This window comes from uncultured Aquimarina sp. (assembly GCF_947496855.1).
Lineage (GTDB): Bacteria > Bacteroidota > Bacteroidia > Flavobacteriales > Flavobacteriaceae > Aquimarina.
In genome coordinates this window covers 364,624-388,582 of the sequence record NZ_CANMED010000001.1, presented here as the reverse complement: position 1 = coordinate 388,582, position 23,959 = coordinate 364,624, and the positions used below count along the sequence as shown (strand labels likewise).

Below are 23,959 nucleotides of genomic sequence, written 5' to 3'. Positions count from 1 at the left end.
AGTTTATTATTTAGAAAAAAGAAAAATAATTATAATAATTTTTAAAATCTATTTAGATAAAAATGACTTTAAATTTTCTGGTGTATTATCTCCTTGTTGACTAATTTGATATCCTCGATATAACTTACCATCTTTTAATTCCCAAATTGCAATAAAATGAGCTATTGCTTCTTCTTTATCAGGTCTTTCTATGGTTTTAGCAACATAAGTATATCGAATAGTTACCATACCATTCTCTTCTAAAAGATGACTAATCTCACACCTAAACGTTTCGAATGAGCTAGACATCTCCTTGAACATGGTCTTAATATCTTCAAAACCCTTTTTATTGTAGCCAAAACTACTATTCCAATTTAATTCTACTTCTGGATGTAAATACTCAGAAAAGGCTTCTATATTATGAATCAAATCCGTTTGATAAAAGGATTGAACCACCTCTTTTGCTATTTTACTCATTATTCTTCAATTTTTCTATTATTTCGGGTATTTGCCTGATGGCGGCAATTTCTTTATACTTTTTTCTAAAATCATCTGCAGGGGTTCCAAAATAACTTTTGTTTCCTTCTAGAGATTTACTCACTCCAGACTGTGCAGAAACAATTGCTTTTGTGCCAATAGTGATTCCACTAGTAACTCCCACTTGTCCCCATACTGTAACTTCATCTTCGATTACTACGCATCCAGCAATACCAACCTGTGAGGCTATCAAACATTTTTTTCCAATAACAGTATCATGTCCAATATGTACCTGATTATCTATTTTGGTTCCTTCTTTAATTGTTGTGTCTCCCGTAACGCCTCTATCAATAGTACATAGAGATCCCAAATCGACATCATCTTCTATCACAACTCTACCACCAGAGATTAGCTTATCAAAGCCTTCTGGTCGCTTTTTATAATAAAAAGCATCAGCTCCTAATACTGTTCCTGAGTGTATCGTTACATTATTTCCTATAATGGTTCCATCATACAAACTTACATTAGCATGAATAAAACAATTATCACCTATAACTACATTATTGCCAATAAAAGCACTCGGTTGGATAATAGTATTTTTTCCTATCCTAGACGTTTCCGACACTATCGTTGTAGCCTTTTCAAAAGGTTTAAAATACGTGGTCAGCGTATTAAAATCTCTAAAGGGATCATCAGAAATAAGCAAAGCTTTTCCATCAGGACAATCTACTTTCTTATTGATTAAAATAACTGTCGCTGCACTTTCTAAAGCTTTATCATAATATTTAGGGTGGTCAACAAAAACAATATCGCCTGATGTAACAACATGAATTTCATTCATTCCAAGTACTGGGAAATCGGGTATACCCACAAATTCTGAAGATATTATCGTCGCTATTTGCTTTAGTGTGTGTGTTTGTGGAAACTTCATCTTATAATTCAGAATTCAGAATATCATTTCTGAATTATTCTTTAATACGTTCTTTATAGGTTCCTTTCTCAGTTTCGACTCTGATCTTATCTCCTTCGTTTATAAAAAGAGGCACCATTACTTCAGCTCCAGTCTCAACTACCGCAGGTTTAGTAGCATTAGTAGCTGTATTCCCTTTTACTCCAGGTTCTGTTGAACTAACTTCTAAAATAACACTCGCAGGCATTTCCACTGAAAGTGGCATTTGGTCTTCTGAATTTATAATCACTGTAACCACTTCTCCTTCTTTTAATAAACCAGGAGCATCTAATGTAGATTTTTCAAGAGTTATTTGATTATAATCTTCTGTATTCATAAAATGATATGTATCTCCTTCTGCATAAAGAAACTGAAACTTATGCGTCTCTACTCTTACATCTTCAATTTTATGACCTGCAGAAAATGTATTATCAATTACTTTTCCTGTGGTAACACTTTTCAATTTTGTACGCACAAAAGCAGGACCTTTTCCTGGTTTTACGTGTAAAAATTCGATAACCTTAAATATATCGTGATTGTATTTAATACACAATCCATTTCTAATATCACTAGTACTTGCCATTGTTGTTTTTTATTACTTATTGCTATGTTTCGATTACCTAAACAATCTAATTAGAGAAATACCCTTTCATAATACCTCTCTGTGAGTTCTTGATAAACTCTAAAACCTCGTCTCGTTCTGGTGTAGCTTCCATCTCTGCTTCGATAATTGCTACAGCCTGAGAATTATTATAATTACTTTGATACAAAATTCTATAAATAGATTGTATCTCTCTTATTTTTTCTGTAGTAAATCCTCTTCTTCTCAATCCTATTGAATTTATTCCAACATATGAAAGTGGCTCACGAGCTGCTTTGGCATAAGGTGGTACATCTTTACGAACTAAAGATCCTCCTGTCACGAAAGCATGATTACCTATACTACAAAACTGCTGTACTGCAGCCATACCTGCTAAAACCACATAGTCTCCAACATTAATATGACCGGCGAGTGTGCTATTATTAGAAAAAATACAATTATCACCTACTATACAATCATGAGCTATATGGCAATATGCCATTATCCAACAGTTTTTACCAATTTTGGTTTTCATTCTATCTGTAGTACCTCTATTGATGGTAACACACTCACGAATAGTTGTGTTATCCCCTATCTCTGTAGTAGTATCTTCATCATTAAATTTTTTATCCTGTGGAGTTGCAGAAATAACAGCTCCAGGAAAAATGCTACAATTTTTACCGATACGGGCTCCTTCCATAATAGTTACATTGGAACCAATCCAGGTTCCTTCTCCTATAACCACATTATTATGAATCGTAGTAAAAGGTTCGATGACTACATTTTTTGCAATCTTTGCTCCAGGATGAACGTATGCTAAAGGCTGATTCATTGATTTTATTTTAATGTTTCTAGTATAAACAAATTTTATGTAGTATACTAAATAATTATTTTGATTTTACGATTTGGGCCATAAGTTCCGCTTCTGTCACTAATTTTCCATTAGCATAAGCAAAAGCTTGCATATGACAAATTCCCCTTCTTATTGGAGTAAGCAATTCTAACTTAAATATTAGCGTATCTCCCGGCAATACTTGCTGTTTAAATTTCACCTTATCTATTTTCATAAAGTAAGTAAGATAATTTTCTGGATCAGGAACCGTACTTAATGCCAAAATACCGCCTGTTTGAGCCATCGCCTCTACTTGCATAACTCCAGGCATAACGGGTGCTCCAGGGAAATGCCCGACAAAAAATGGTTCATTCATTGTCACATTTTTCATTCCCACAACATGCTTATCAGACATTTCTAAAATGCGATCAATCAACAAAAATGGTGGTCTATGCGGAAGCATAGACATAATTTTGTTGATATCCATCAAAGGTTCTTTATTTAAATCAAACTGAGGAACTTTATTACGCTTCTCTATTTTTATAATCTTAGAAAGTTTTTTAGCAAACTGAGTGTTTACATAATGCCCAGGCTTATTTGCTATAATTTTTCCTCTGATACGTGTTCCTATTAGTGCAAGGTCTCCTATTACATCTAACAACTTATGCCTTGCAGCCTCATTAGGATAATGAAGTGTAAGGTTATCTAATATTCCATTCGGTTTTATAGCAATAGAATCTTTACCGAAGGCAACTTTTAGTTTTTCCATGGTATTAGGACTCAACTCCTTATCTACATATACAATTGCATTATTGAGGTCTCCTCCTTTAATCAAACCATGCTCCAGTAACATTTCCAGTTCGTGTAAAAAACTAAATGTTCTGGCGTCGGCAATTTCCTTTTTAAATTCTGTAAGATGTTTTAATGATGCATTTTGTGTCCCCAATACTTTAGTACCAAAATCTACCATAGTAGTTACCTGATATTCATCTGATGGCATTACTATAATTTCACTTCCAGACTCTTCATCAGTATAAGAAATTACATCTTTTACGATATATTCATCTCTCTCTGCTTCCTGCTCTATAATACCAGCTTCCTCTAAAGCTTGTATAAAAAACTTACTTGAACCATCCATAATAGGCGGTTCTGAAGCATTCATTTCTATTAAAAGATTATCAATCTCTAAGCCAACACAAGCAGCAAGCACATGTTCGGATGTCTGAATACTTACGCCATTCTTTTCCAGATTTGTACCTCTTTGAGTGTTTACTACATAATTAGCATCCGCTTCAATAATCGGGTTCCCTTCTAAATCGACACGACAAAACGCATATCCGTGATTCTCAGGCGCTGGTTTAAAAGTAAGTATAACTTCCTTTCCGGTATGAAGTCCTACTCCTCTAAGTTCGACTTCTTTTTGAATCGTTCTTTGTTTATTTGCAACGGAATTACTCATTGTCATTTATCTTTTTCTCAAGTTTGTATACTCTATCTACAATTTTGGGCAAATTTTTAAAATGTACGTAAGATTTATTATAATCTGAGTACCCTAATGCCGGAGATCCTTGGATAACTTCTCCGTCTTTTATATTTCTTCCAATACCAGATTGTGCCTGAATTCTGACTTTATCACCTATAACGAGGTGTCCTGCAATACCAACTTGACCACCAATTAAACACTGCTTCCCTATTTTAGTCGAGCCTGCAATTCCAGTCTGCGCAGCGATGGCAGTATGCTCACCTATTTCTACATTATGTGCTATCTGAATCTGATTATCTAATTTAACTCCTTTACGAATAATTGTGGAACCTAAGGTTGCCCTATCAATGGTTGTTCCTGCTCCAACATCCACATTATCTTCTATAATAACATTACCTGTCTGTGGAACTTTAATATATTCTCCTTTTTCGTTTGGTGTAAACCCAAATCCATCCGCGCCAACAATCACTCCACTATGAATTACACAATTGTTTCCAATAATAGATTCAGAATATATTTTAGCACCAGCAAAAACAACTACATTATTGCCTAAAACAACATTATCACCTATATAGACATTTGGATAAATTTTAGCATTTTCGCCAATATTTACATTTTCTCCTAAATAAGAAAACGCTCCTAAATACATATCACCACTGTACTTAGCTGTATCAGAAATAAAACTTGGTTGTTCAATACCTGTTTTATTCATCTTTACCATATTGTAGTAATCCAATAATTGAGAAAATGCTTTGTATGCATCTTCAACCCTAATTAAAGTAGTTTTTATATTAGATTCAGCTTCAAATGTTTGATCCACTATAGTAATAGACGCATCGGTAGAATAAATATATGGCGTATATTTAGGATTAGACAAGAATGTTAAAGAACCTTTAGTTCCTTCTTCTATCTTTGCTAGTTTTGATACTTCGACGGTTTCATCTCCTTCGATTTCACCATTTAGAATACCTGCAATTTGTGTGGCTGTAAAAATCATTAGCAGCAAAAGTATAAAAAATGTGTTAATCTATATGCTTTGGGTAACATATAAAATATTTAGTTACAGGTTTTGACAAGGCCTTTAAATTAAATTGATCCGTAGCACTCACTATATCAACTATTTTGCTTGACTTATATAAAATATTTATATTCTGCTTATTTTGATGATATGCTTGATTAGAAATCGTTCCTGTAAATACAAAGTATCGTGCTTCTTCATCAGAAATTTTATATTTCTCTTTAAATTGATCAACTTTTCTTTTAATTTTTTCTTTATTAAACGCTTTCTTCTTTATTTTTATTTTCAACAAATCCCTATCAATAATCATATTACATAAGCTTCGTAAAACGAAATCATCCGATGTAGTCCATTCTTTCATTGCGGATACAATGTCATAATCATCCAATTTCGAAAAAGTTTCTAAAACATCATCGGTAAAATTATCAGCTGTTATCTTATTTTCTAAAAAGAACAGCAACGGCTTACTGGAACTAAGTTTTTCTCCCTGATCTACTAATTCCTTTGCTCTTTTTAGCACTCTTATTAATAAACTTTCCGCAACTAAACTTGTTTTATGCAGATATACCTGCCAATACATAAGACGTCTTGCTAATAAAAACTTTTCAACTGAATATATTCCCTTTTCTTCTACTACTAATTCATCATCCACTACATTAAGCATAGTGATTAGACGCTCACTATTAATATTTCCTTCTGCAACGCCTGTGTAAAAACTATCTCGCTTTAAATAATCTAAACGATCCATATCTAATTGACCAGAAATTAGTTGATGAAGAAATTGACGATGATACTCCCCTTTAAAAATTTGTATAGCAAGCGTTAAACTACCGTTAAATTCTTCATTTATTTTCTCCATAAACATCAAAGAAATAGCTTCATGATTTACTTCATTAACAATGCTGTGTTCCATTGCATGAGAAAACGGTCCATGTCCAATATCGTGCAATAATATAGCAGTACACAAAGCATCTTCTTCCTCAGAAGAAACACTAACACCCTTAAAACGAAGGACTCGCACAGCATTCTGCATTAAATGCATACAACCTAGTGCATGATGAAAACGTGTGTGATGTGCTCCTGGATATACTAAGTAAGAAAGACCCATCTGGGATATTCTTCTTAACCTCTGAAAATACCTATGCTCTATAAGATCAAAAATTAGTTCATTAGGTATCGTAATAAAACCGTAAATTGGATCGTTTAATATTTTAAGTTTATTTCTTTTTTTCAAGTTTACTTTACTTTTGCTAACAAATATATATGTATGAGTTCACAATTACGAATTAAGCAATAGAATTATGCAATTTCTATACATTTTAGAAAGTAAAACTGCAATAATTTAGAAAAGAGACAGTCAATATAATAGATAAGATGATCATAATATTCAAGAAAAGTTTTGTTCTTAAATCATATAGCATCTTACGATAACAAATAGCATAAAAAAACAGCCTATAATGAGCAATATAAAGATACTTTGGGTAGATGATGAAATTGATTTATTAAAACCCCATATACTATTCCTGGAAAAGAAAAATTATGAAGTAACCAAATGCCAAAGTGGTACGGAAGCTTTAGAGACGTTAGAAGAAATGAATTTTGACATTGTTTTCCTTGATGAAAATATGCCAGGGCTTTCAGGAATTGACACATTAGCAGAAATCAAAGAGAAAAATGATAGCCTTCCTGTAGTTATGATTACTAAGAGTGAAGAAGAATATATCATGGAAGAAGCAATAGGAAGTAAAATTGCGGATTACCTTATTAAACCTGTGAATCCTCATCAAATTTTATTAAGTCTAAAAAAGAATCTAGACCACTCAAGATTAGTTTCCGAAAAAACTACTTCTAACTATCAGCAAGAATTTAGAAAAATAGCGATGGATATGGCTATGGTAAACTCTTATTCATCATGGGTAGAGTTATATCAAAAGTTGGTGTATTGGGAAATTCAGTTAGAAGATATTGAAGATACCGGTATGTTTGAGATTTTGGAATCTCAGAAAGTAGAAGCCAATTCTCAGTTCTGTAAGTTTATTGACAAAAATTATCCGGATTGGTTTAATGGTGATGATGATACACCAATTATGTCTCACACACTGTTTAAGAAAAAAGTAGTTCCGGAAATCAGTAAAGACCAACCTACTCTATTTATTGTTATTGATAATCTTAGGTATGATCAATGGAAAGCTTTTGAACCAATCGTAAATAATTACTACAAGAAAGAAGAAGAAATTTCTTATTGTAGTATTCTACCAACTGCAACCCAATATGCACGTAATGCCATTTTCTCTGGTCTGATGCCTTCCGATATGAAAAAACGACATCCAGATCTTTGGTTAGACGATACGGATGAAGGTGGTAAAAACATGTATGAAAATGAGTTTCTTACTGCGCAATTACAAAGGCTCGGTTTAGATATCAAGCATGAGTATTACAAAATAACAAATGAACGATCTGGTAAAACACTTGCGGCTAATTTTAAAGGATTAAAAGATAATGATCTGACTGTAGTTGTTTACAATTTTGTGGATATGTTATCTCATAGTAAAACAGAAATGGAAGTAATTAAAGAATTAGCTTCTAATGATAAATCCTATAGATCCTTAACTCAGAGTTGGTTTAAGAACTCTCCTTTATTGGATATGATTCAGCAAGCACAGCAGATGGGATTTAAATTAATAATCACAACAGACCATGGAACGATTAATGTAAAAAACCCTTCAAAAGTTATCGGTGATAAAAACACTAGTCTGAATTTGAGATATAAAACTGGCAAAAGCCTTACGTATGAAAACAAAGAAGTATTGGCTGCTACTAATCCAAAATCAATACACTTACCCTCTATAAACATGAGTAGTTCATTTATATTTGCAAAAGGAGATTATTTCTTTGCATATCCTAATAACTATAACCATTATGTAGGTTATTACAGAAATACCTACCAGCATGGTGGGGTTTCTTTAGAAGAAATGATTATACCTTTCGTCGTATTGAAACCAAGGTAATAGTTAACATATTAGTAAATCCTATTAAGTATGCAATGCTTTAAACATAATCATTGCATACTTAATAATATACAAACTATATATTATAGTGAAAATAACCTATACTCTAGACGAACTTTCGCAGACGGCACAGCATATTATTAAGAATGCTAAAAGTAAAAAATTACTATTTAACGCGGCAATGGGTGTTGGTAAAACAACATTGATTAAAGAAATTTGCAAACAATTAGGAGTCTCTGATACAATTTCTAGTCCCACTTACTCTTTAGTGAACGAATACAGAGGGGAGCATAATATTATTTATCATTTTGATTTTTATAGAATACAAGATGAAGAAGAGGCTTATGATATTGGTTTTGAAGAATACCTCGACACAGATGCTTGGATATTCATAGAATGGCCTGATAGAATCTATAATTTATTACCCAAAAATTGTGTTAAAATAAAAATTGACCTTCTCGACGATGGTAAAAGAGTACTTTCATTGGGGTGAAAATATGTTAAAAAATCCATTTTAGTAAAATTTAACAGAATTACTCTTTTTCTTACAAGAATAATAAACTATTTTTATTGTTGATTTTTACTAGTACTTAATCGAGAAATATATGGTTTTTGACAGAAACAACGTAGTGACTTTACTTTTTTTCAGTAACAAAAACCTCTTCTTACAGCTCGCGAAATTACAATTTTTTTGAATTGAACAATCACTGGATTTTCATCTAAGTTTGAGGCATAACTAATTTAAACCCTACAAACAATGAAAATTTCAACAACTATCTTTTTCAGTTTTTTCTTTACCCTAGCAACCTACATGATCTCCGATGTAGATAAAAACAACCAGACAACCTTCGATACCTCAACCACACAAAATGACAACACCCAGCAAGGAACAACCCCCCAAAAATCAATGTCAGCCCCAAAAACCAAAATTAAAGTACCTAAAAATAAGTAGTCTGATTGTTTTCTTGATAGCAACTGTACCTTTCTTATTCTACATAAATGATATTTTCCCGGATGGAGCCATCTGGGAAAATTCTTTTTTCACCTATCAAAGTAAATATTACGAAAGCGTTAATGTATTTGTATGGGTGCTTTTAGGTAAATTCATTCCGTTAACTCTTTTTATCATTTGGTTTTTTACCTGCAAACATTGGTGGTATCCTGTAATTCTAATACCCATTACGCTATACTCTTTTCAGCTTTTTTCATTAATATTAGAAGATTCTCAGATTATCGATGAAAACGAAATTTTTTATCTTATACCAGTGACGATAATTATTTTGAGCGTAGTATATACGATTAGAACAAAAATATTTGACAAAATTCATGGAATTGATTTATCAGAATTAAACACTTTTAACAAATCGAACAAAAAATCCTGGTGGAACAGACTTAGGTAATTATAGAGTTACATAAATTACGATTATTTAATGTATTAGGAGGTTTATTTACATAATTCTATATTTAATATAAGAGCCTTTACAAATACAATAATACTAAATTTGCATACTATTCATTTTTATTCGTAATTTGAGATATAGAAGATCACACAAATGAACAAACCAACCTCTCCTTTTACCAAAGAGCAACTCTTACCACAAGAGGAAATGTTAGAAGTGGCGCGTAAAAAAGGAAAACTTTTTATAGGTATCCCTAAAGAAACAAGTTACCAAGAAAAACGTGTATGCCTCACCCCAGACGCTGTAGCTGCTCTAACGGCTCATGGACATAGGGTATTGATCGAATCTAACGCCGGACTAGGGGCTAGTTTTACAGATAATGAGTATAGTGAGGCTGGAGCAGAAATAACCAATGACATAAAAAAAGTTTTTGGCTGCCCGATTATTTTAAAAGTAGAACCACCTTCTATAGAAGAATTGACACATATCAATCCACAAACTGTATTGATCTCAGCATTACAACTTAAAACCCAATCTAAGGACTATTTTCAGGAACTGGCGAAAAAAAGAATTACCGCTCTTGGATTTGAATTTATCCGTGATACGGATGGTGCATATCCTGCAGTGCGTGCATTAAGTGAGATAGCAGGAACAGCAGCTGTATTAATTGCCTCAGAATTGATGAGTAGCGCTACCCAAGGTTCTGGATTGATGATGGGTAATATAAGTGGTGTACCCCCTGTAGAAGTAGTGATTATTGGCGCTGGCACCGTAGGAGAATTTGCAGCACGTTCTGCTATTGGACTAGGAGCCAATGTAAAAGTGTTTGATAACTCCATTACTAAACTAAGATGTATCCAGACAAATATTGGAAGACCTCTATATACCTCAACTATACAACCTAAAAACTTATTAAAAGCACTAAGACGTTGTGATGTTGTCATTGGTGCCGTTAGAGGAAAAAACAGATCTCCTATTATTGTATCAGAAACAATGGTAGAACGTATGAAAACTGGTGCCGTCGTCATAGATGTAAGTATTGATATGGGTGGTTGTTTTGAAACTAGTGAAGTTACTTCGCACGATCATCCTACTTTCGAAAAGCATGGAGTGGTCCATTATTGTGTACCAAACATTCCGTCTCGCTATGCCAAAACATCATCGCTATCTATTAGTAACATATTTACACCTTATATATTGCAGATTGGCGAAGAAGGAGGTGTAGAAAATGCAGTGCGCTTTGATCGTGGATTAAAAAATGGATTATACTTCTATCATGGCATATTAACCAGTAAATCAATTGCAGATTGGTTTGATTTATCATACAGGGATATTAACCTGTTGATTTTATAGTAATGAATTAGAGAATAGCATCAAGAATTCCAATAATCAGAAAATACCTTATTCAAAAATTTCTATCTCATCAACATAAAAACTCACACACTCACATACTCAAAAACTCAAAGACTTTACTTACTTTTGAACATTGAATTTTTGTAGCACATGAAACTAGCACATCGACTGGGATTTTACTTTTTTGGGTTTATTATTGGATTATTTCTGTTATTTTTCTTTCTAGGAGGAAAAAAGGCCTCTTGTGACTATACTCCCACTGCTCGCGTATTAAAAAATATAAGAATTAAAAAACGTGTATTTTCTCAAGAAGTACTCGTTGCAATGCAAAACTATAGTATAGATACTGCGGATATTTCTAATATTCTTAAATCTGGAGATGTAGATTTTGGCAAAAGTAATACTGATTTAGATTCTTGTAATACGTATTTTATAGAAGGTGAAGCCAAAGAGAAAACTATTGGATTACTAATAGCTAATTGTGATTCTATAGCGAAGATAAATACTTTGAAAATCATAAAATAGTTATAGTTTTTTACTCATTACCCAAAAATCAAAATACTCCTTACCAATACTAAAAAGATGTTCTCCTGTGATGGTATATAAATTTCTTTCATAAAATCGTACTGCTTTTTCATTAGATTTTAAAACTGATAACCAGATATACTGGCTGTTATTACTTATAGCTTTATCATATATTAATTGGTTTAATTGAGCTCCGATTCCCTGAGAAAGATATTCTTTCAATACATATATCTTTTGAAGCTTACAAGATTTTGTAGATTCAATAAACTCCGAAGGTGAGTTTAATTGAATTTTAGCATAGCCCACAACTGCATTGCCATAATAAGGCAGCCAATAAACATTATGTGAATTAATAATACTGCCTTTCAGCTTTTCGACAGAAAACGTACGATCAAGATAATCAGTAAGATCTTTTCTATCTTCAAAAAGATCTCCAAATGACTGATCGAAAGTCTTTTTTGCCTAAAAAAGAAATTTCATAAACCTCATCTATTGTCGCTACCCTTATACACACACTTATAATATCATCTTTCTCTGGGTTTAATATGTCTAAACCTATTCTGCAGTTCTTTATAAATTTTATAATCCACAGGTTTATGAGTAATCTTCGTACTTGTAGGATATTTTTCTAAAAGATGAGAAGGCCTGGTTGGTCTTTTGGCAAAACCTCCTCCACAATTAGGACAAACGTTATGCAAAACATCATCCACACAATCTTTACAGAAGGTACACTCAAAGCTACATATCATTGCTTCTTTACTATCATTAGGTAGTGGTTTATTGCAATTTTCACAAGTAGGTCTTATTTCTAACATAACAATAAAATTACGAATTATGGTGAAACGTCAATTTCTATAATTGATGGTACTAAAAAAATCAAGAGGTTATCTAAAAAATGTCGATCTGAGCCTGTCGTAAATCACTTATAAAAACTTTGACAAGCTCAGTATGATAATTATTTTATATTTTTTTGACGACTTTCTACATATTCTAGCACCTCATTAGGAATTTCAATATCCTCTTTCAGACCTACATCAGAAACTGGATCATTAGCAATTTGCCGAATTGGCACTACACCAGCCCAAATCGGTAAACTATGATCTTCTTTTTCGTCAACAACTCCTTCTGCCCTAATCTTTGCGGAAGCTGTATCCATCTTAATTGCCATCACTAAAGTAGCACTAAACTCCTTATCGTTTGGTTGTCTAACATTATCCCAATGACCCGGAACCATGTGATTAAGAATACATTTTAAAGCATTCATCTTCTCTATTGGATCTTCTACTTTACGCACCTTTCCAAAAACATTTACAGATCTATAGTTGGCCGAATGATGAAACGCGGATCTAGCTAAGATTAATCCATCTAGGTGAGTAACCGAAATACTAGCACTTCCTGTGTCTAATAAATTAGTTATCATTCTATTTTTTAATGACCCATGGATATAAATCGTATCTCCTTCTCTACCATAAGCTGTAGGTATAACTATAGCATTATTTTGCCAAACGTATCCAACATGACATAAAAAGGTATCATCCAGAATTTTATTAATTTCTTCTTTATCATAATTAGCTCTTTTAGACCCTCTAATTACTTTATTAAGCGCTGTAACCTGGTATTCTGACATTGCATGTTTATTTTTTGATTTAAACCAAAATTAGTAGTTTTATGGATTGTTGAACTAATCCAGTTTGTATATTATGAGTAGTCCGGTTGTATTTCCTTTTAAAAGTAACATTGATTTAGATAGAAATTCTAATCGACACCTCTATTTACAATTATGTGATCAGATGATTGGGTTTATTAAATCTGGTAAACTAGCCCCTTCATCAAAACTTCCTGGATCTCGCAAGCTATCTGAAGATCTAGATATCCATAGAAAAACAGTAGTTGCTGCTTATGACGAACTCATCTCACAAGGCTGGATTGAGAGTATTCCTGCTAGAGGCACCTTTGTAAGTCAGGATTTACCAATTGTTAATCCTAAAAAACTTCAGAGTTTTTCTAATACTTCAAGCACTAAAAACATAGCTGGTTTTAACTTTAAAAAGCGAAAACACCTGATAAGAAAAGGAATAGAAACTCCTCACACTACTATTAAAATAGATGATGGAGTTCCTGATCATCGTCTAGCTCCAATAGAGGATATCACGAAAATTTATAGAAACATTATAAAAAAAACTCATAACAGAGAACTCCTCACTTATGGAGATATCTACGGAAATATTGATTTACGCAAAGCACTGGTATTCTATTTAAATCAAACAAGAGGATTAAAGATAACTATCGATAATATTTTAATCACCAGAGGAAGTCAAATGGGTATTTATCTAGCAAGTCAACTACTGTTAAATGATAAAAAAACTATTATCACAGGAAACACTAATTATATGACTGCCGATGATACATTTACCGAAGCCGGTGGGATTATAAAACGTGCTTATGTTGATGCGCAAGGGATTAAAACTGATGAAATCGAAACGATTTGTAAACGACAATCCATTAGTGCCGTATATGTGACATCACATCACCATCATCCTACCACAGTTACCTTATCAGCAGAACGACGCATGCATTTATTGGATTTAGCACAACGATATAAATTTGCAATTATAGAAGATGATTATGATTATGATTTTCATTACAGCAATGCTCCTATCCTTCCGTTAACAAGTAATGATACCGATGGAAACGTTATATATATTGGTGGTTTTACAAAGATTATTGCCCCAGCACTTCGTATTGGTTATTTCATTGCTCCAAAAGAGGTAGTAGATGAAGCTGCAAGGTTAAGAAGAATTCTTGATAGACAAGGTGATACATTATTAGAACAAACGCTAGCTAGAATGATTAATAATGGTGATGTACAAAGACATAGTAATAAGGTAAGAAGGATTTATAAAGCACGTAGAGACTTATTCTGTAGACTATTACAGAAACAATTAGGAGGTTTTTTTGATTTTGAAATCCCAAAAGGCGGAATGGCTGTTTGGGTACAGCTAAAGAAACCATATCATTGGGACTCGGTAATTGCTTTATCTCAAAAACAAAATTTAGTTTTTATAAATGACTGGAAACGATATGATAATGATAATTCAGGTCATAATGGTTTTAGAATTGGCTTTGCAAAATTTAATGAAGAAGAAATTGTGGAGGTAATAGATACTCTGGAAATTGTTTTTGAATCTATTTCAAAATCAAATCCTGTTTTCTAAGCAATCCTATTAATGTTTCTTTAGAAAACTTAGCTTATTTTACTTGCTATTTATATTAAAATCTAATTAGAAAGATCAAATATTTTTATTTACCTGAAACCTGCTTGTGCTGTTCCATACTTGACCAAAAAAAGAACAGCCTCTATTGAGACTGTTCTATTAAAAGTTCTTCTATATAATTCAATAGTTACTTTATTGAGATGCGTTCTGTATACACAGAACCTTTTTTATCCTTAAACCGAAGTATGTACAGTCCTTGAGAAAAACCAGCAGTCGAAATATTGAAATCTTTACTACTATTTACACTTACTTTTTTCTTAATTCGACCTATCATATCAGTGATCATTATTTCTCCGTTTATTTTCTCTTTTAAAGAAAAGTTAATATTGTTTATCACCGGATTAGGCCAAACTTCAAATACACTATTAGTTTCTGGTAAATCCGTTCTATCGCCTGTTTGATAATCTTTTTCTTTAACTGAACCAGTAAATATGCGACTGGTATTTGTTCCTGTTTTAATACTTACATCATCAAAGTAACCATCATTAGACCTACCGCTATTACGTTGACTCAACAAAACAACTCTAATCTTACGTGTCCCAAAAGGAGCAAATCTCACATCATTTATTTGTTCCCAGTTCCCGCTATTATTTCTCCAATTGCTATCAAAAAACTCTAAGACGTTATTGTTATTATCCCTATACTCTATTTTAATTTTACTTCTATCTCGACCACTATATGATCTTACAAAACCATTAAACAAAAAGGATTGTTTACCTGCATCTATATTTTCCGCAAACTGTCCTACAGTTATCTCCTGATAAACTTGTCCTGTACTTGAGTTACCAAACCAAAAGATATAGTTACCACTCTTAGCAATTGGATAACCATTTTGTCCACCTTGGACACGCTTTTGATTACCTGATACTTGAGTCCAGGAATTCAGACTACTTTGTTCTGCATTACCTTGTAAAAGAAGATTATCTCCATAACTCACATCACTACCACTATCATCAGGCTCTGGTAAACTGTATGTCACCATCGCTGCACGATGATCACTAGCATAACCACTCAATTGTATTTCTGCATCATCAGCAGCGGGGCCAAATCGTACCGCTTCTGTAGCAATAAGATCATTTCCCCGATGATAAATTATATCGATTCGGTCATACACTTCGTTAGATGATCTATTTGGTGTCCAAGTATTACCGGGTTTTGACACTTCATCTGGGTATACAGAACGCCAAGAATCTTTCATGCTAATATCAGTAGCTTGTTTACTGGTAGGCCAAGCCACCTTCATTGCATGTATTCCAGCATTGGCAGCACGCTGAGTCCAATCTAAATGACTTGGTTCATTGAAATCGCCAGTAAAAAAAACAGGTGCTCCCGAAGGTACCCAGCTTTGGATCGTATTTACGATCCTTCTCATTTCGGAAGAACGTGTATTATTAGCCGAATTAATAGCTTGGGATTCTGTTCGAATACTTCCATCTCGAATGTCATATGGTTGGTACGGATAAGACGTTAAATGGGCATTAAAAACATAAACTTCTAAGCCATTTGGTAAGGTAATCTGAACACCAGAAGCATTGGTAGAGGTAATAGGATAACGAGAAACGACAGCTTCGCTGCTACTGATATTATGATAATAAAACCCTAAAGAGTTTGCTACATTTCGTGCAGCTCCATAGGATTCTTGAATACCAATAACATCAGCCCCAGATGATCTGACAACATTCAATACTGAGCTATTACTCGTCGTAAATAATTTATTAAAGGTCATTACCTTTAGCGTTGTTTGCGCCTCAATAACGCTAAAGAAACAGAATGCCATTAAACTGTACAATAGATGCTTTTTTTTGTTAATCATTTTACTATTCTTAAGTTGGTTATAGACATAACAGTGTTTCTGTTATGCGAAAATGAAATTCTTTTTAAAAAAGAAACTACAAGACAAATAGTATTACCACCACCAGGATGATGCGTTAATATCATCTCCTCCCATATCGGAAGCTGCTTGCTCGTAGTTACTTGCATTTACCGATTGTTCTAAACTTGGATACCTTAATCGTACAGGAATCTTATCACCATTAAGATTTCCTGTCCCTGCCATAATAAAAGATGGTTTTCCTGTTCGTTTCCAATCAAACCAAGGTTCAACACCCGTATGGTAGAGCGCCAACCACTTTTGCTCATATAACCGATCTGTACCATTATCATAAGGCGCAGTAACCGTTAGAAAATCTGTAGGCATTACTAATCCCCATTGATCAAAAGAAGATTGTACCCCTATATCATAATAGTTTTTAGCTGTACTAGTACTAATTATATTCTTTTCTCTAGCTTCTGCTAAAATAAAACTAAGCTCACTATAGGTTATAAATATGCCCTGGATTCTTGCGGCTTCTGTATAGAAGGCAACTGATTTTCTGCTAAAATCTGCTGGACGTCCTATTTCTCCTAAAGGCTGTCCTGGTATTACTCCCAATGTTCTATCGTCGGTACCTTCTTTGGGACTTATCCATAATTCTAAACGAGGATCATTATTCGTTGCTAATAATCCTAAAAAATGAGTTGTAGGTATACGTAAGAAATATTCATAATCTCTTCCTCCTCCTGCTTGAGATACATTGGAAACGTCTGGGACAACTCCGCTATATTTATAAATAGCATTATCTTCATTGGAAGTAAATATCGGATACGTACTTGGATTATTTAAAATCATATCAAAATCAGTACTTATATTACGCACTTCGGATATACGCATCAATAAACGAATACGCAGTGAATTAGCAAATTTCTTCCATTTATTAAGGTTTCCATTATACAAGCCATCCCCTTTAATAGTTTGTGAAACATCTATAATAGTATTTGCTTCTTCTAATTTTGATAGTATAGCTTCATAAATATCTTCCTGCTTATCATACACTGGAGCTGTAATACCTTCTTCTGTTCTATTAGCTTCATTCATAGGTATATCACCATATGCATCCGTGATAATACTATAAATATATGCCTCCAGGATCAAGGCTACAGCCTTATAATTTTGGTTATTATTATCTTCTGCTATTATCTTTAAATCACTAACATCCTGTAATATACCATACATAGGAGACCAAAACCTGTCATCCGCCTGCCAACGGTAAATGTCAATATCATTGAATTCATAATTCCCCGTATATTGCCCTATAACATCTCCAAAACCATAGGTTTGATTTACCGTAATATTAGACAAATCAAATACTATCGAAGGCAATAGTAAGTTCTCACTAGCAGTGACAGGGTCATTAGGGTCTGTGTTTAGCTCTTCGAACTGCTCTGTGCACGCGCTTAATAAAATTATGCTTACTAAATAAAATATTCTTTTCATGATCGTATTACTTTTATAATTTCATATTTAATTTAAATCCATATGTTCTTGCAGAAGGTAATTGAGTAACTTCAAACCCTGGTAATAAGGTACCGCTATTTAGTGCTTGAGCTTCTGGATCGATGTTAGGTACATCAGTCCATAACAGAAGGTTTGACCCTACTACATTAAGAGATAATTTATCTAACCCAAGAGGTTTTACAATCTCTGCGGGAAAGATAAATCCTAAACTTAGCTCACGTAGTTTTATATAAGATGCATCAAAAATATTTGCTTCAGCGTTGCCTCTTGGTACCGCATATGCCCATGCTTCTGCAGTTACTTCTTGGGTATTTGGAAGAAAACCTCCTGCGCTATCACTAACAACACCTTCTCCTATAACACCATCTCTCCATCCTGTCGTAAACTCTAATATTCCGCTTTCTCTTCCTATTGCATTGGTGTAAGAATATATTTCACCACCTTTTCTAATATCAAACAACACGGATAAATTGAACCCTTTATATCGTAGATTTGAAGACAATCCCAACATCCAATCTGGATTATAATTACCAACTTTTTTTCTATTTCCTGTAACTGGTAATCCATTCTCGTGTATAATTTCTCCGGCATCATTTCTAGCATATGTTAGCCCGTAAATATCTCCCATTTGCTCTCCTGGTCTTGCTTCTACGGTAACTCCATCTGGTCCTTGTGCAATGATAAATGACTCTAAATCTCCAAGTAGTGATTTTACTTCACTCTTGTTTTTTGAAAAATTTGCGTTGATGCTCCATTCAAAGTTTTTTGTTCTGAATGGTACAACTCTCAAAGCTATTTCTACACCCTTATTTTCTATCTCCCCAGCATTTGCAACAATAGAATTAAAACCATTAGCTCCAGAAATTCCCACATCCAAAACCTGATCTCTAGAAGTGGATGTATAATAGGTTGCGTCTAAAGAAATTCTTCTTTTAAAGAAAAAAGCTTCTATTCCAAATTCAGTTGACGTAGTTCTTTCTGGTTTTAAGTTTGCATTTGGTAACTGAGAAGGATTAGTCAAAGTTCCAGGAAACGTAGCAAAATTGAATGTCTTAAACAGATTATAGGGATCCGTATCTTTTCCCACCTCTGCTATGTTGAATCGAAGTTTTAAGAAATCAATTGCTTCGGGAATAGTAAATAAGGATGAAGGTATAAAAGATATCGAAGCTGCAGGATAGAAATATGAATTATTATCTTTAGGTAAGGTTGATGACCAATCGTTTCTTGCTGATAGGTCTAAATATAAAAAGTTTTTATATGCTATATTAGTAAAACCGTAAACACTATTAATTCTCTTTTCAAAAATATCATTCCTTAAAACTGGAGTTACATCAATGTTTTGTGAATTATAGATTCCCGGAAGTGTAAGTCCATTACCCAGTAAAAAACTTTCAGTAATTTTTTGGTCGAATCTATTTCCTCCAATAGAAGTCTTTGTTTGAACATTTCCAAGTTCTTTCTCATATGAAAGCAAAAAATCCGTATTAATTTCAGAAAAATTAATTTTTTGTTCTCTATAAAATCCATTTGGTGCTCTTTGTGCTCCGATAGATCTGCGAGACCATCTAAAGTCATCTGATTGATCTGCTCCAATTCTAGCAAGCAAGCTTAAATTTTCGGTAAACTGATAGCTAGTATTTATATTACCAATAAATCTTCTTTTTCTAAATGCATTTATATTTTCGTTAACAATGAACCAAGGATTATCACCCCAACTAAATAATTTACGTTGTTCTTCATTTTCTACGTTCCAATAATTTCTTAAATCGTCCAAATCAATGTTAATATAATTCCAAAGTAACGTATACATTATTCCTTGGGAACCATACCCCGCGACTGGTAGATTATCAGAACCTCTGGTTATATAATTGGAAGTAATATTAACTTTCCAAGAATCATTTATATGATAACCAGCATTTAACCTATAACTATTTCCTTTCAAATTAGTATTAGGAATAATACCTTCATTATATGTATTTCCATAACTGAATAAAAAATCTGTTTTATCATTTTTTCCAGAAACAGAAACCGTGTTATTCAGATTAATACCTGTTTTAAAAAAATCGTTTAAATCATACCTATTCACAAAAGGTCTGTCGATAGGTTCTCCTAAAGCCAATTCTTGTGAAATAATGGAACCATCCAGTCTTGGTCCATAGTTAGTCCCAAAATTAGAAGCATAAGCACCTGCCCATCCTCCTCCATACTCAGTCTGTAAATCTGGAAGTCTCAGTGCAGAACTGAACATAGTAGAAGAAGAAAATTCAATCCCTAAACGCGTATTTTTTTTCCCTTTTTTTGTGGAAATCACAATAACACCATTTGCTGCTCTGGAACCATATAATGCTGATGCTGCTGCACCTTTAAGTACCGTAACGGATTCAAAATCATCAGAATTCAATTCTGAAAGCCCATTACCATAATCTGTAGGAAGATCTGCTTGATCTGTAGAATTTCCTCCAACTCCAAAGATCCGGTTATTTACGGGTACTCCGTCTAAGATAAATAAAGGTTCATTACCATTAAGGTTCAAAGAATTCTCTCCTCTTATGACTATCCTTGCAGAACTCCCTAAACCATTACTCGCTCCAGTTACCTGTAAACCAGAAACTTTACCTGAAAGAGAATTAATAACATTAGTAGCTTTAACTTGATTAATATCTTCAGACTTTAACTCAGTGGCGGCATATCCCAATACTCTCTTTTCTTTTTTTATCCCTAGAGAAGTTACGATCACTTCTTCTAATTCATCCGTATCTTCCAATAAAGTTATATTGATGACATTCTGATCAATTATAGAAATCGTCTGTATTTTATATCCTATATACGAAAATTGCAAAACTTCCCCTTTACCAGCTTTGATACTATATATTCCATCAAAATTCGTTGTAACGCCCCTATCCGAATTAAGAACTGTTATATTAACCCCAGGAATTGGCGATCCATAAGGGTCTATTACAACTCCTGTAATCTGCCTCTGAGCAAACAGTGTCGTAGAAAAAATAAGGAATAAAATAATCAAATTCTTGTTCATTTTTCACAAGTTTTTTAATGTTAGTGTTATTTAAAAATTGATTTAGATTTCTTATTTGGGAATTACTTTTACCCAAGTATTAGTGGTTTGATTTTTAGTTTTCAAAACAACTTTTACATATTTTGTATCTTTAGGAGGTGCGATCTCTGCGGTAAATTCTCCTTTCTGAATATCTACTTCTCCCAGAAGAATGAAATTATCTTTTTCTCCTTTTTTATAATTATTAGTGTAGCTTATATATACTCGTCCTAGTTCACTTTCTTTACACTCTGCTAACCATTGGAGATATAGAAACTTATTATTTAGACAAACTCCTTCTAACCTAGATAGATCTATTTTGTTTATCAAAGAATTTCCGTCTAATTCGAGTGTTATTTCTTCCGGCACTTTTATATCCAAGTAATCACAAATTGTCGGAAATATATCCACAATAGCCACTCTATTATTTTCGAAATATTTATTCCCAATAGGCTTACTTAATGCAATCCAAGTACTCCGTTCTCTATGCGATTGTTGTCCATGATGTTTTCCATCACCGGGGATTCTCCCATGATCTGTGGTAACTATAATTAGCCAGTCTTCTCCTGTCTCTTGTTCTCTTAATTTTACTGAATCCCAAATAAGTCCTATGAGCGAATCCTCGTATGATACGGCATTAAAATATGTCGGACTTTCGCCAAAAATATGTCCCATATCATCACTATGCTCTAAATATATCCAGGATAGATCCGGTCCTGACTCATAGATGTGATTAGCCGCTTCTCTAGCAACCTCGGCATCTATTCTTTTCAAATACTTTTTAAATTTATCATGTGGAAACTTCACTTCATCCAATTCCAATCCATCAAAAGCATAGTCCATTTTAATAGCGCCAGTTTCTTTCAAACCTTCTCCTATAAGTTTTGTCCTGTTATCTAACCAAGATGAATAAATAGCAATCTCCTTCTCTGGATAAGAATCTTTAAACAATCTAAATATGGATGGATAATTATAGTTTGGTTTTAAAATAGAATTGCCAAAAACATTATGTTTATGCACCCAAGTTCCGGTTAGTAAGCTATTATAACCGACCGCAGATATTGTTGGTGTTTCTGAATATTTACCTTTTGTTCCTCCAACATATGCTTCGGAAAAAGCACCTTCTTTTGACATTGTATCTATAAAAGGAGTGTTTGATTTATACAGTAAATCAGTAGAAATACCATCGACTATTATAAATACTACTTTCCTAGTTTCTTCCTTTTTATTTTTTTCGGAAGTTTTATCTTGACTGTAAATCGAACACCCAATCAACATAAAAGTTATACACAAAAAGATTTTCATACGGTTTAGTAGTTAGTTGAAACAAGATTAATCCTCTACCCCATCAATGAAACAATTACTGTTTTCCCGTTACAAATCTACATCGAAGAAAAAATAGATTGAACAACCATTCAATTAAAAAAAGTTTACACTAAGGTTAAACTAACGTTAGAGATTTTCTGCGTACGTTAACTAAATTATTTCCTATACTTTTATTTAGAGGTTCTTTTTAAAAAGGAAAACATCTCGTTTATACTCATTACACTGTATTTTAAGATGTTTTGCACAATAAAATTCCAATAACTTTATTGGCATTTTATAGAAAACTTAACTCTAGTGTTTTTATAATTTTTAAAATACTAGGAGGTTTACTAAATCAAGTTTAAAATTATATTTTTGACAAAAACAACAAGTTAATGGGAAGAAAAAACCTAAGTGAAATACGACAAAAGGAAATTATTATTGCCTTCTACACTGTAGCAAAACAGATTGGTTTAGAAAACACCTCGATAGCAAAAGTTGCAGAAGAAATGGGAATTAGCAAAGGATTGGTGATGCATTACTTTGAAACAAAAGAAAGTCTTCTTGTTGCGTTAAGAGATTATATACTCGAAAAATACCTGAGTTTTATTGATTCAGAAAAACTACAATCCATTGACAGTAAAGAAAAATTGGAAGAGTTTATTATGATTTTATTTTCCAGAAAATGGAATGATTATGTAGATGATGGGGTTTTTTATAGCTTTTATGCCCAGATATATAGAAATAAGGATTTTAGTAAAAGTTTCAAGTCTTTTTTAGAAACATTACATGATGTTTTAAAGAATAAACTTCTAGACGCCCAACAGAATGGTATTATAGAGAATACAAATATAAATGAGCTTACAGAAATTATTTTTGCATTAATTGATGGGGCTTACTATTATCTAGGAACATTTACCGAAGACAGAAAAGAATACGAACGACAGGTAGCTATTTATATGAATCATGTAAGGCAATTGATTATATATAAACAAACCTAGATCAAAATCTTTTACTCTTTATAAGAGTACATTCTAATCAGAAATGGTATTAAACAACATATTTTCTTTTTCTGATAATTCTAATTATTGATACTACCCCAATTAACCCCCAAACTGTATTTACTGCAATGGTTGGATAATCATTAACCGGTAATGCATTAATTACTAAGCATATGGCACCAAAAGTGTTTAGACTATGAAATAATTCTTGATCTGATTTTAGAATTTCTAAACTTAAAAGTAAATAAGCTAACACATAGGCTATAGCTCCTATCCAACCAATAATTTGAGTTACGATCATTCTTATATTATTTTACATCAAATATGCTTCAAATTATATAACTTTTCATAACATTCCTCCTTAAAAAAGTATCTTAATCCTACT

The 23,959-nt window shown here is 33.0% G+C and carries 21 protein-coding genes and 1 pseudogene; 7 read left to right on the top strand and 15 right to left on the bottom strand.

Annotated elements, in window-relative coordinates; translation table 11 throughout:
• Positions 1 to 48: 48 nt before the first annotated feature.
• Genes Q0921_RS01735 through Q0921_RS01705 form a run of 7 tightly spaced genes read right to left on the bottom strand, consistent with a single transcriptional unit; the run spans position 49 to position 6,552 of the window.
• Positions 49 to 456, bottom strand: coding sequence for a nuclear transport factor 2 family protein (locus Q0921_RS01735; RefSeq protein ID WP_299252347.1), 408 nt, complete (start codon positions 454 to 456; stop codon positions 49 to 51).
• A complete protein-coding gene (locus tag Q0921_RS01730) occupies positions 449 to 1,387 on the bottom strand; it encodes a UDP-3-O-(3-hydroxymyristoyl)glucosamine N-acyltransferase (RefSeq protein ID WP_299252345.1) in 939 nt (312 codons plus the stop codon). Before Q0921_RS01730 ends, Q0921_RS01735 begins: the two co-directional genes overlap by 8 nt.
• 34 nt (positions 1,388 to 1,421) lie before the next feature.
• Positions 1,422 to 1,988 carry an elongation factor P gene (efp, locus tag Q0921_RS01725; RefSeq protein ID WP_299252343.1) on the bottom strand — a complete coding sequence of 189 codons (567 nt, stop codon included), beginning with the start codon at positions 1,986 to 1,988 and terminating at the stop codon, positions 1,422 to 1,424.
• Positions 1,989 to 2,034: 46 nt separating this feature from the next.
• A complete protein-coding gene (gene lpxA / locus Q0921_RS01720; RefSeq protein ID WP_299252341.1) occupies positions 2,035 to 2,817 on the bottom strand; it encodes an acyl-ACP--UDP-N-acetylglucosamine O-acyltransferase in 783 nt (260 codons plus the stop codon).
• A 55-nt stretch (positions 2,818 to 2,872) separates the two neighbouring features.
• Positions 2,873 to 4,276 (bottom strand): bifunctional UDP-3-O-[3-hydroxymyristoyl] N-acetylglucosamine deacetylase/3-hydroxyacyl-ACP dehydratase, encoded by a 1,404-nt coding sequence (locus Q0921_RS01715; RefSeq protein ID WP_299252338.1) that lies wholly within the window; start codon positions 4,274 to 4,276, stop codon positions 2,873 to 2,875.
• The gene (gene lpxD, locus Q0921_RS01710) at positions 4,269 to 5,297 is read right to left on the bottom strand and encodes a UDP-3-O-(3-hydroxymyristoyl)glucosamine N-acyltransferase (protein WP_299252334.1); all 1,029 of its coding nucleotides are present in this window, start codon (positions 5,295 to 5,297) and stop codon (positions 4,269 to 4,271) included. Before lpxD ends, Q0921_RS01715 begins: the two co-directional genes overlap by 8 nt.
• Before the next feature lie 25 nt (positions 5,298 to 5,322).
• Positions 5,323 to 6,552, bottom strand: a complete 1,230-nt coding sequence (locus Q0921_RS01705) for an HD domain-containing protein (protein WP_299252332.1) — start codon at positions 6,550 to 6,552, stop codon at positions 5,323 to 5,325.
• A 223-nt stretch (positions 6,553 to 6,775) separates the two neighbouring features.
• On the opposite strand from Q0921_RS01705, the gene Q0921_RS01700 reads away from it, so the two are divergent.
• The 5 genes from Q0921_RS01700 to Q0921_RS01680 all read left to right on the top strand — a co-directional run bounded on the left by Q0921_RS01700 (position 6,776) and on the right by Q0921_RS01680 (position 11,604).
• Positions 6,776 to 8,326, top strand: a complete 1,551-nt coding sequence (locus tag Q0921_RS01700; protein ID WP_299252329.1) for a bifunctional response regulator/alkaline phosphatase family protein — start codon at positions 6,776 to 6,778, stop codon at positions 8,324 to 8,326.
• Positions 8,327 to 8,414: 88 nt separating this feature from the next.
• On the top strand, positions 8,415 to 8,819 hold the full coding sequence (gene tsaE, locus Q0921_RS01695) for a tRNA (adenosine(37)-N6)-threonylcarbamoyltransferase complex ATPase subunit type 1 TsaE (protein ID WP_299252326.1): 405 nt from the start codon (positions 8,415 to 8,417) through the stop codon (positions 8,817 to 8,819).
• A 376-nt stretch (positions 8,820 to 9,195) separates the two neighbouring features.
• Positions 9,196 to 9,726, top strand: a complete 531-nt coding sequence (locus tag Q0921_RS01690; protein ID WP_299252323.1) for a hypothetical protein — start codon at positions 9,196 to 9,198, stop codon at positions 9,724 to 9,726.
• Between the two features lie 153 nt (positions 9,727 to 9,879).
• Positions 9,880 to 11,079 carry an alanine dehydrogenase gene (locus Q0921_RS01685; RefSeq protein ID WP_299252320.1) on the top strand — a complete coding sequence of 400 codons (1,200 nt, stop codon included), beginning with the start codon at positions 9,880 to 9,882 and terminating at the stop codon, positions 11,077 to 11,079.
• Positions 11,080 to 11,229: 150 nt separating this feature from the next.
• The gene (locus Q0921_RS01680) at positions 11,230 to 11,604 is read left to right on the top strand and encodes a hypothetical protein (protein WP_299252317.1); all 375 of its coding nucleotides are present in this window, start codon (positions 11,230 to 11,232) and stop codon (positions 11,602 to 11,604) included.
• Here Q0921_RS01680 and Q0921_RS01675 read toward each other — a convergent pair.
• The 3 genes and pseudogenes from Q0921_RS01675 to Q0921_RS01665 all read right to left on the bottom strand — a co-directional run.
• Positions 11,605 to 11,982 (bottom strand): annotated as a pseudogene (locus Q0921_RS01675) (GNAT family N-acetyltransferase); the annotation flags it as partial.
• A gap of 146 nt (positions 11,983 to 12,128) precedes the next feature.
• Positions 12,129 to 12,419: a DUF1272 domain-containing protein gene (locus Q0921_RS01670; RefSeq protein ID WP_299252315.1), complete on the bottom strand. Its 291-nt coding sequence runs from the start codon at positions 12,417 to 12,419 to the stop codon at positions 12,129 to 12,131.
• A gap of 140 nt (positions 12,420 to 12,559) precedes the next feature.
• Complete coding sequence (locus Q0921_RS01665; protein WP_299252312.1) at positions 12,560 to 13,231, bottom strand: pyridoxamine 5'-phosphate oxidase family protein; 672 nt, start codon at positions 13,229 to 13,231, stop codon at positions 12,560 to 12,562.
• Positions 13,232 to 13,304: 73 nt separating this feature from the next.
• Here Q0921_RS01665 and Q0921_RS01660 point away from each other — a divergent pair, with 73 nt between their 5' ends.
• Complete coding sequence (locus Q0921_RS01660; protein WP_299252308.1) at positions 13,305 to 14,819, top strand: PLP-dependent aminotransferase family protein; 1,515 nt, start codon at positions 13,305 to 13,307, stop codon at positions 14,817 to 14,819.
• A gap of 187 nt (positions 14,820 to 15,006) precedes the next feature.
• On the opposite strand, the gene Q0921_RS01655 is transcribed toward Q0921_RS01660, so the two are convergent.
• The 4 genes from Q0921_RS01655 to Q0921_RS01640 all read right to left on the bottom strand — a co-directional run bounded on the left by Q0921_RS01655 (position 15,007) and on the right by Q0921_RS01640 (position 22,573).
• Entirely contained in the window at positions 15,007 to 16,692 is a 1,686-nt protein-coding gene (locus Q0921_RS01655) for an endonuclease/exonuclease/phosphatase family protein (RefSeq protein ID WP_299252305.1), read from the bottom strand.
• 93 nt (positions 16,693 to 16,785) lie between these two features.
• The gene (locus Q0921_RS01650; protein WP_299252302.1) at positions 16,786 to 18,192 is read right to left on the bottom strand and encodes a SusD/RagB family nutrient-binding outer membrane lipoprotein; all 1,407 of its coding nucleotides are present in this window, start codon (positions 18,190 to 18,192) and stop codon (positions 16,786 to 16,788) included.
• 13 nt (positions 18,193 to 18,205) lie between these two features.
• A complete protein-coding gene (locus Q0921_RS01645; protein WP_299252299.1) occupies positions 18,206 to 21,250 on the bottom strand; it encodes a SusC/RagA family TonB-linked outer membrane protein in 3,045 nt (1,014 codons plus the stop codon).
• A gap of 51 nt (positions 21,251 to 21,301) precedes the next feature.
• A complete protein-coding gene (locus Q0921_RS01640) occupies positions 21,302 to 22,573 on the bottom strand; it encodes an alkaline phosphatase family protein (RefSeq protein WP_299252297.1) in 1,272 nt (423 codons plus the stop codon).
• A gap of 395 nt (positions 22,574 to 22,968) precedes the next feature.
• On the opposite strand from Q0921_RS01640, the gene Q0921_RS01635 reads away from it, so the two are divergent.
• Positions 22,969 to 23,574 carry a TetR family transcriptional regulator gene (locus Q0921_RS01635; protein ID WP_299252294.1) on the top strand — a complete coding sequence of 202 codons (606 nt, stop codon included), beginning with the start codon at positions 22,969 to 22,971 and terminating at the stop codon, positions 23,572 to 23,574.
• Positions 23,575 to 23,623: 49 nt separating this feature from the next.
• Here Q0921_RS01635 and Q0921_RS01630 read toward each other — a convergent pair whose 3' ends face one another.
• Complete coding sequence (locus Q0921_RS01630; protein ID WP_299252292.1) at positions 23,624 to 23,875, bottom strand: hypothetical protein; 252 nt, start codon at positions 23,873 to 23,875, stop codon at positions 23,624 to 23,626.
• Between the last annotated feature and the right edge of the window lie 84 nt (positions 23,876 to 23,959).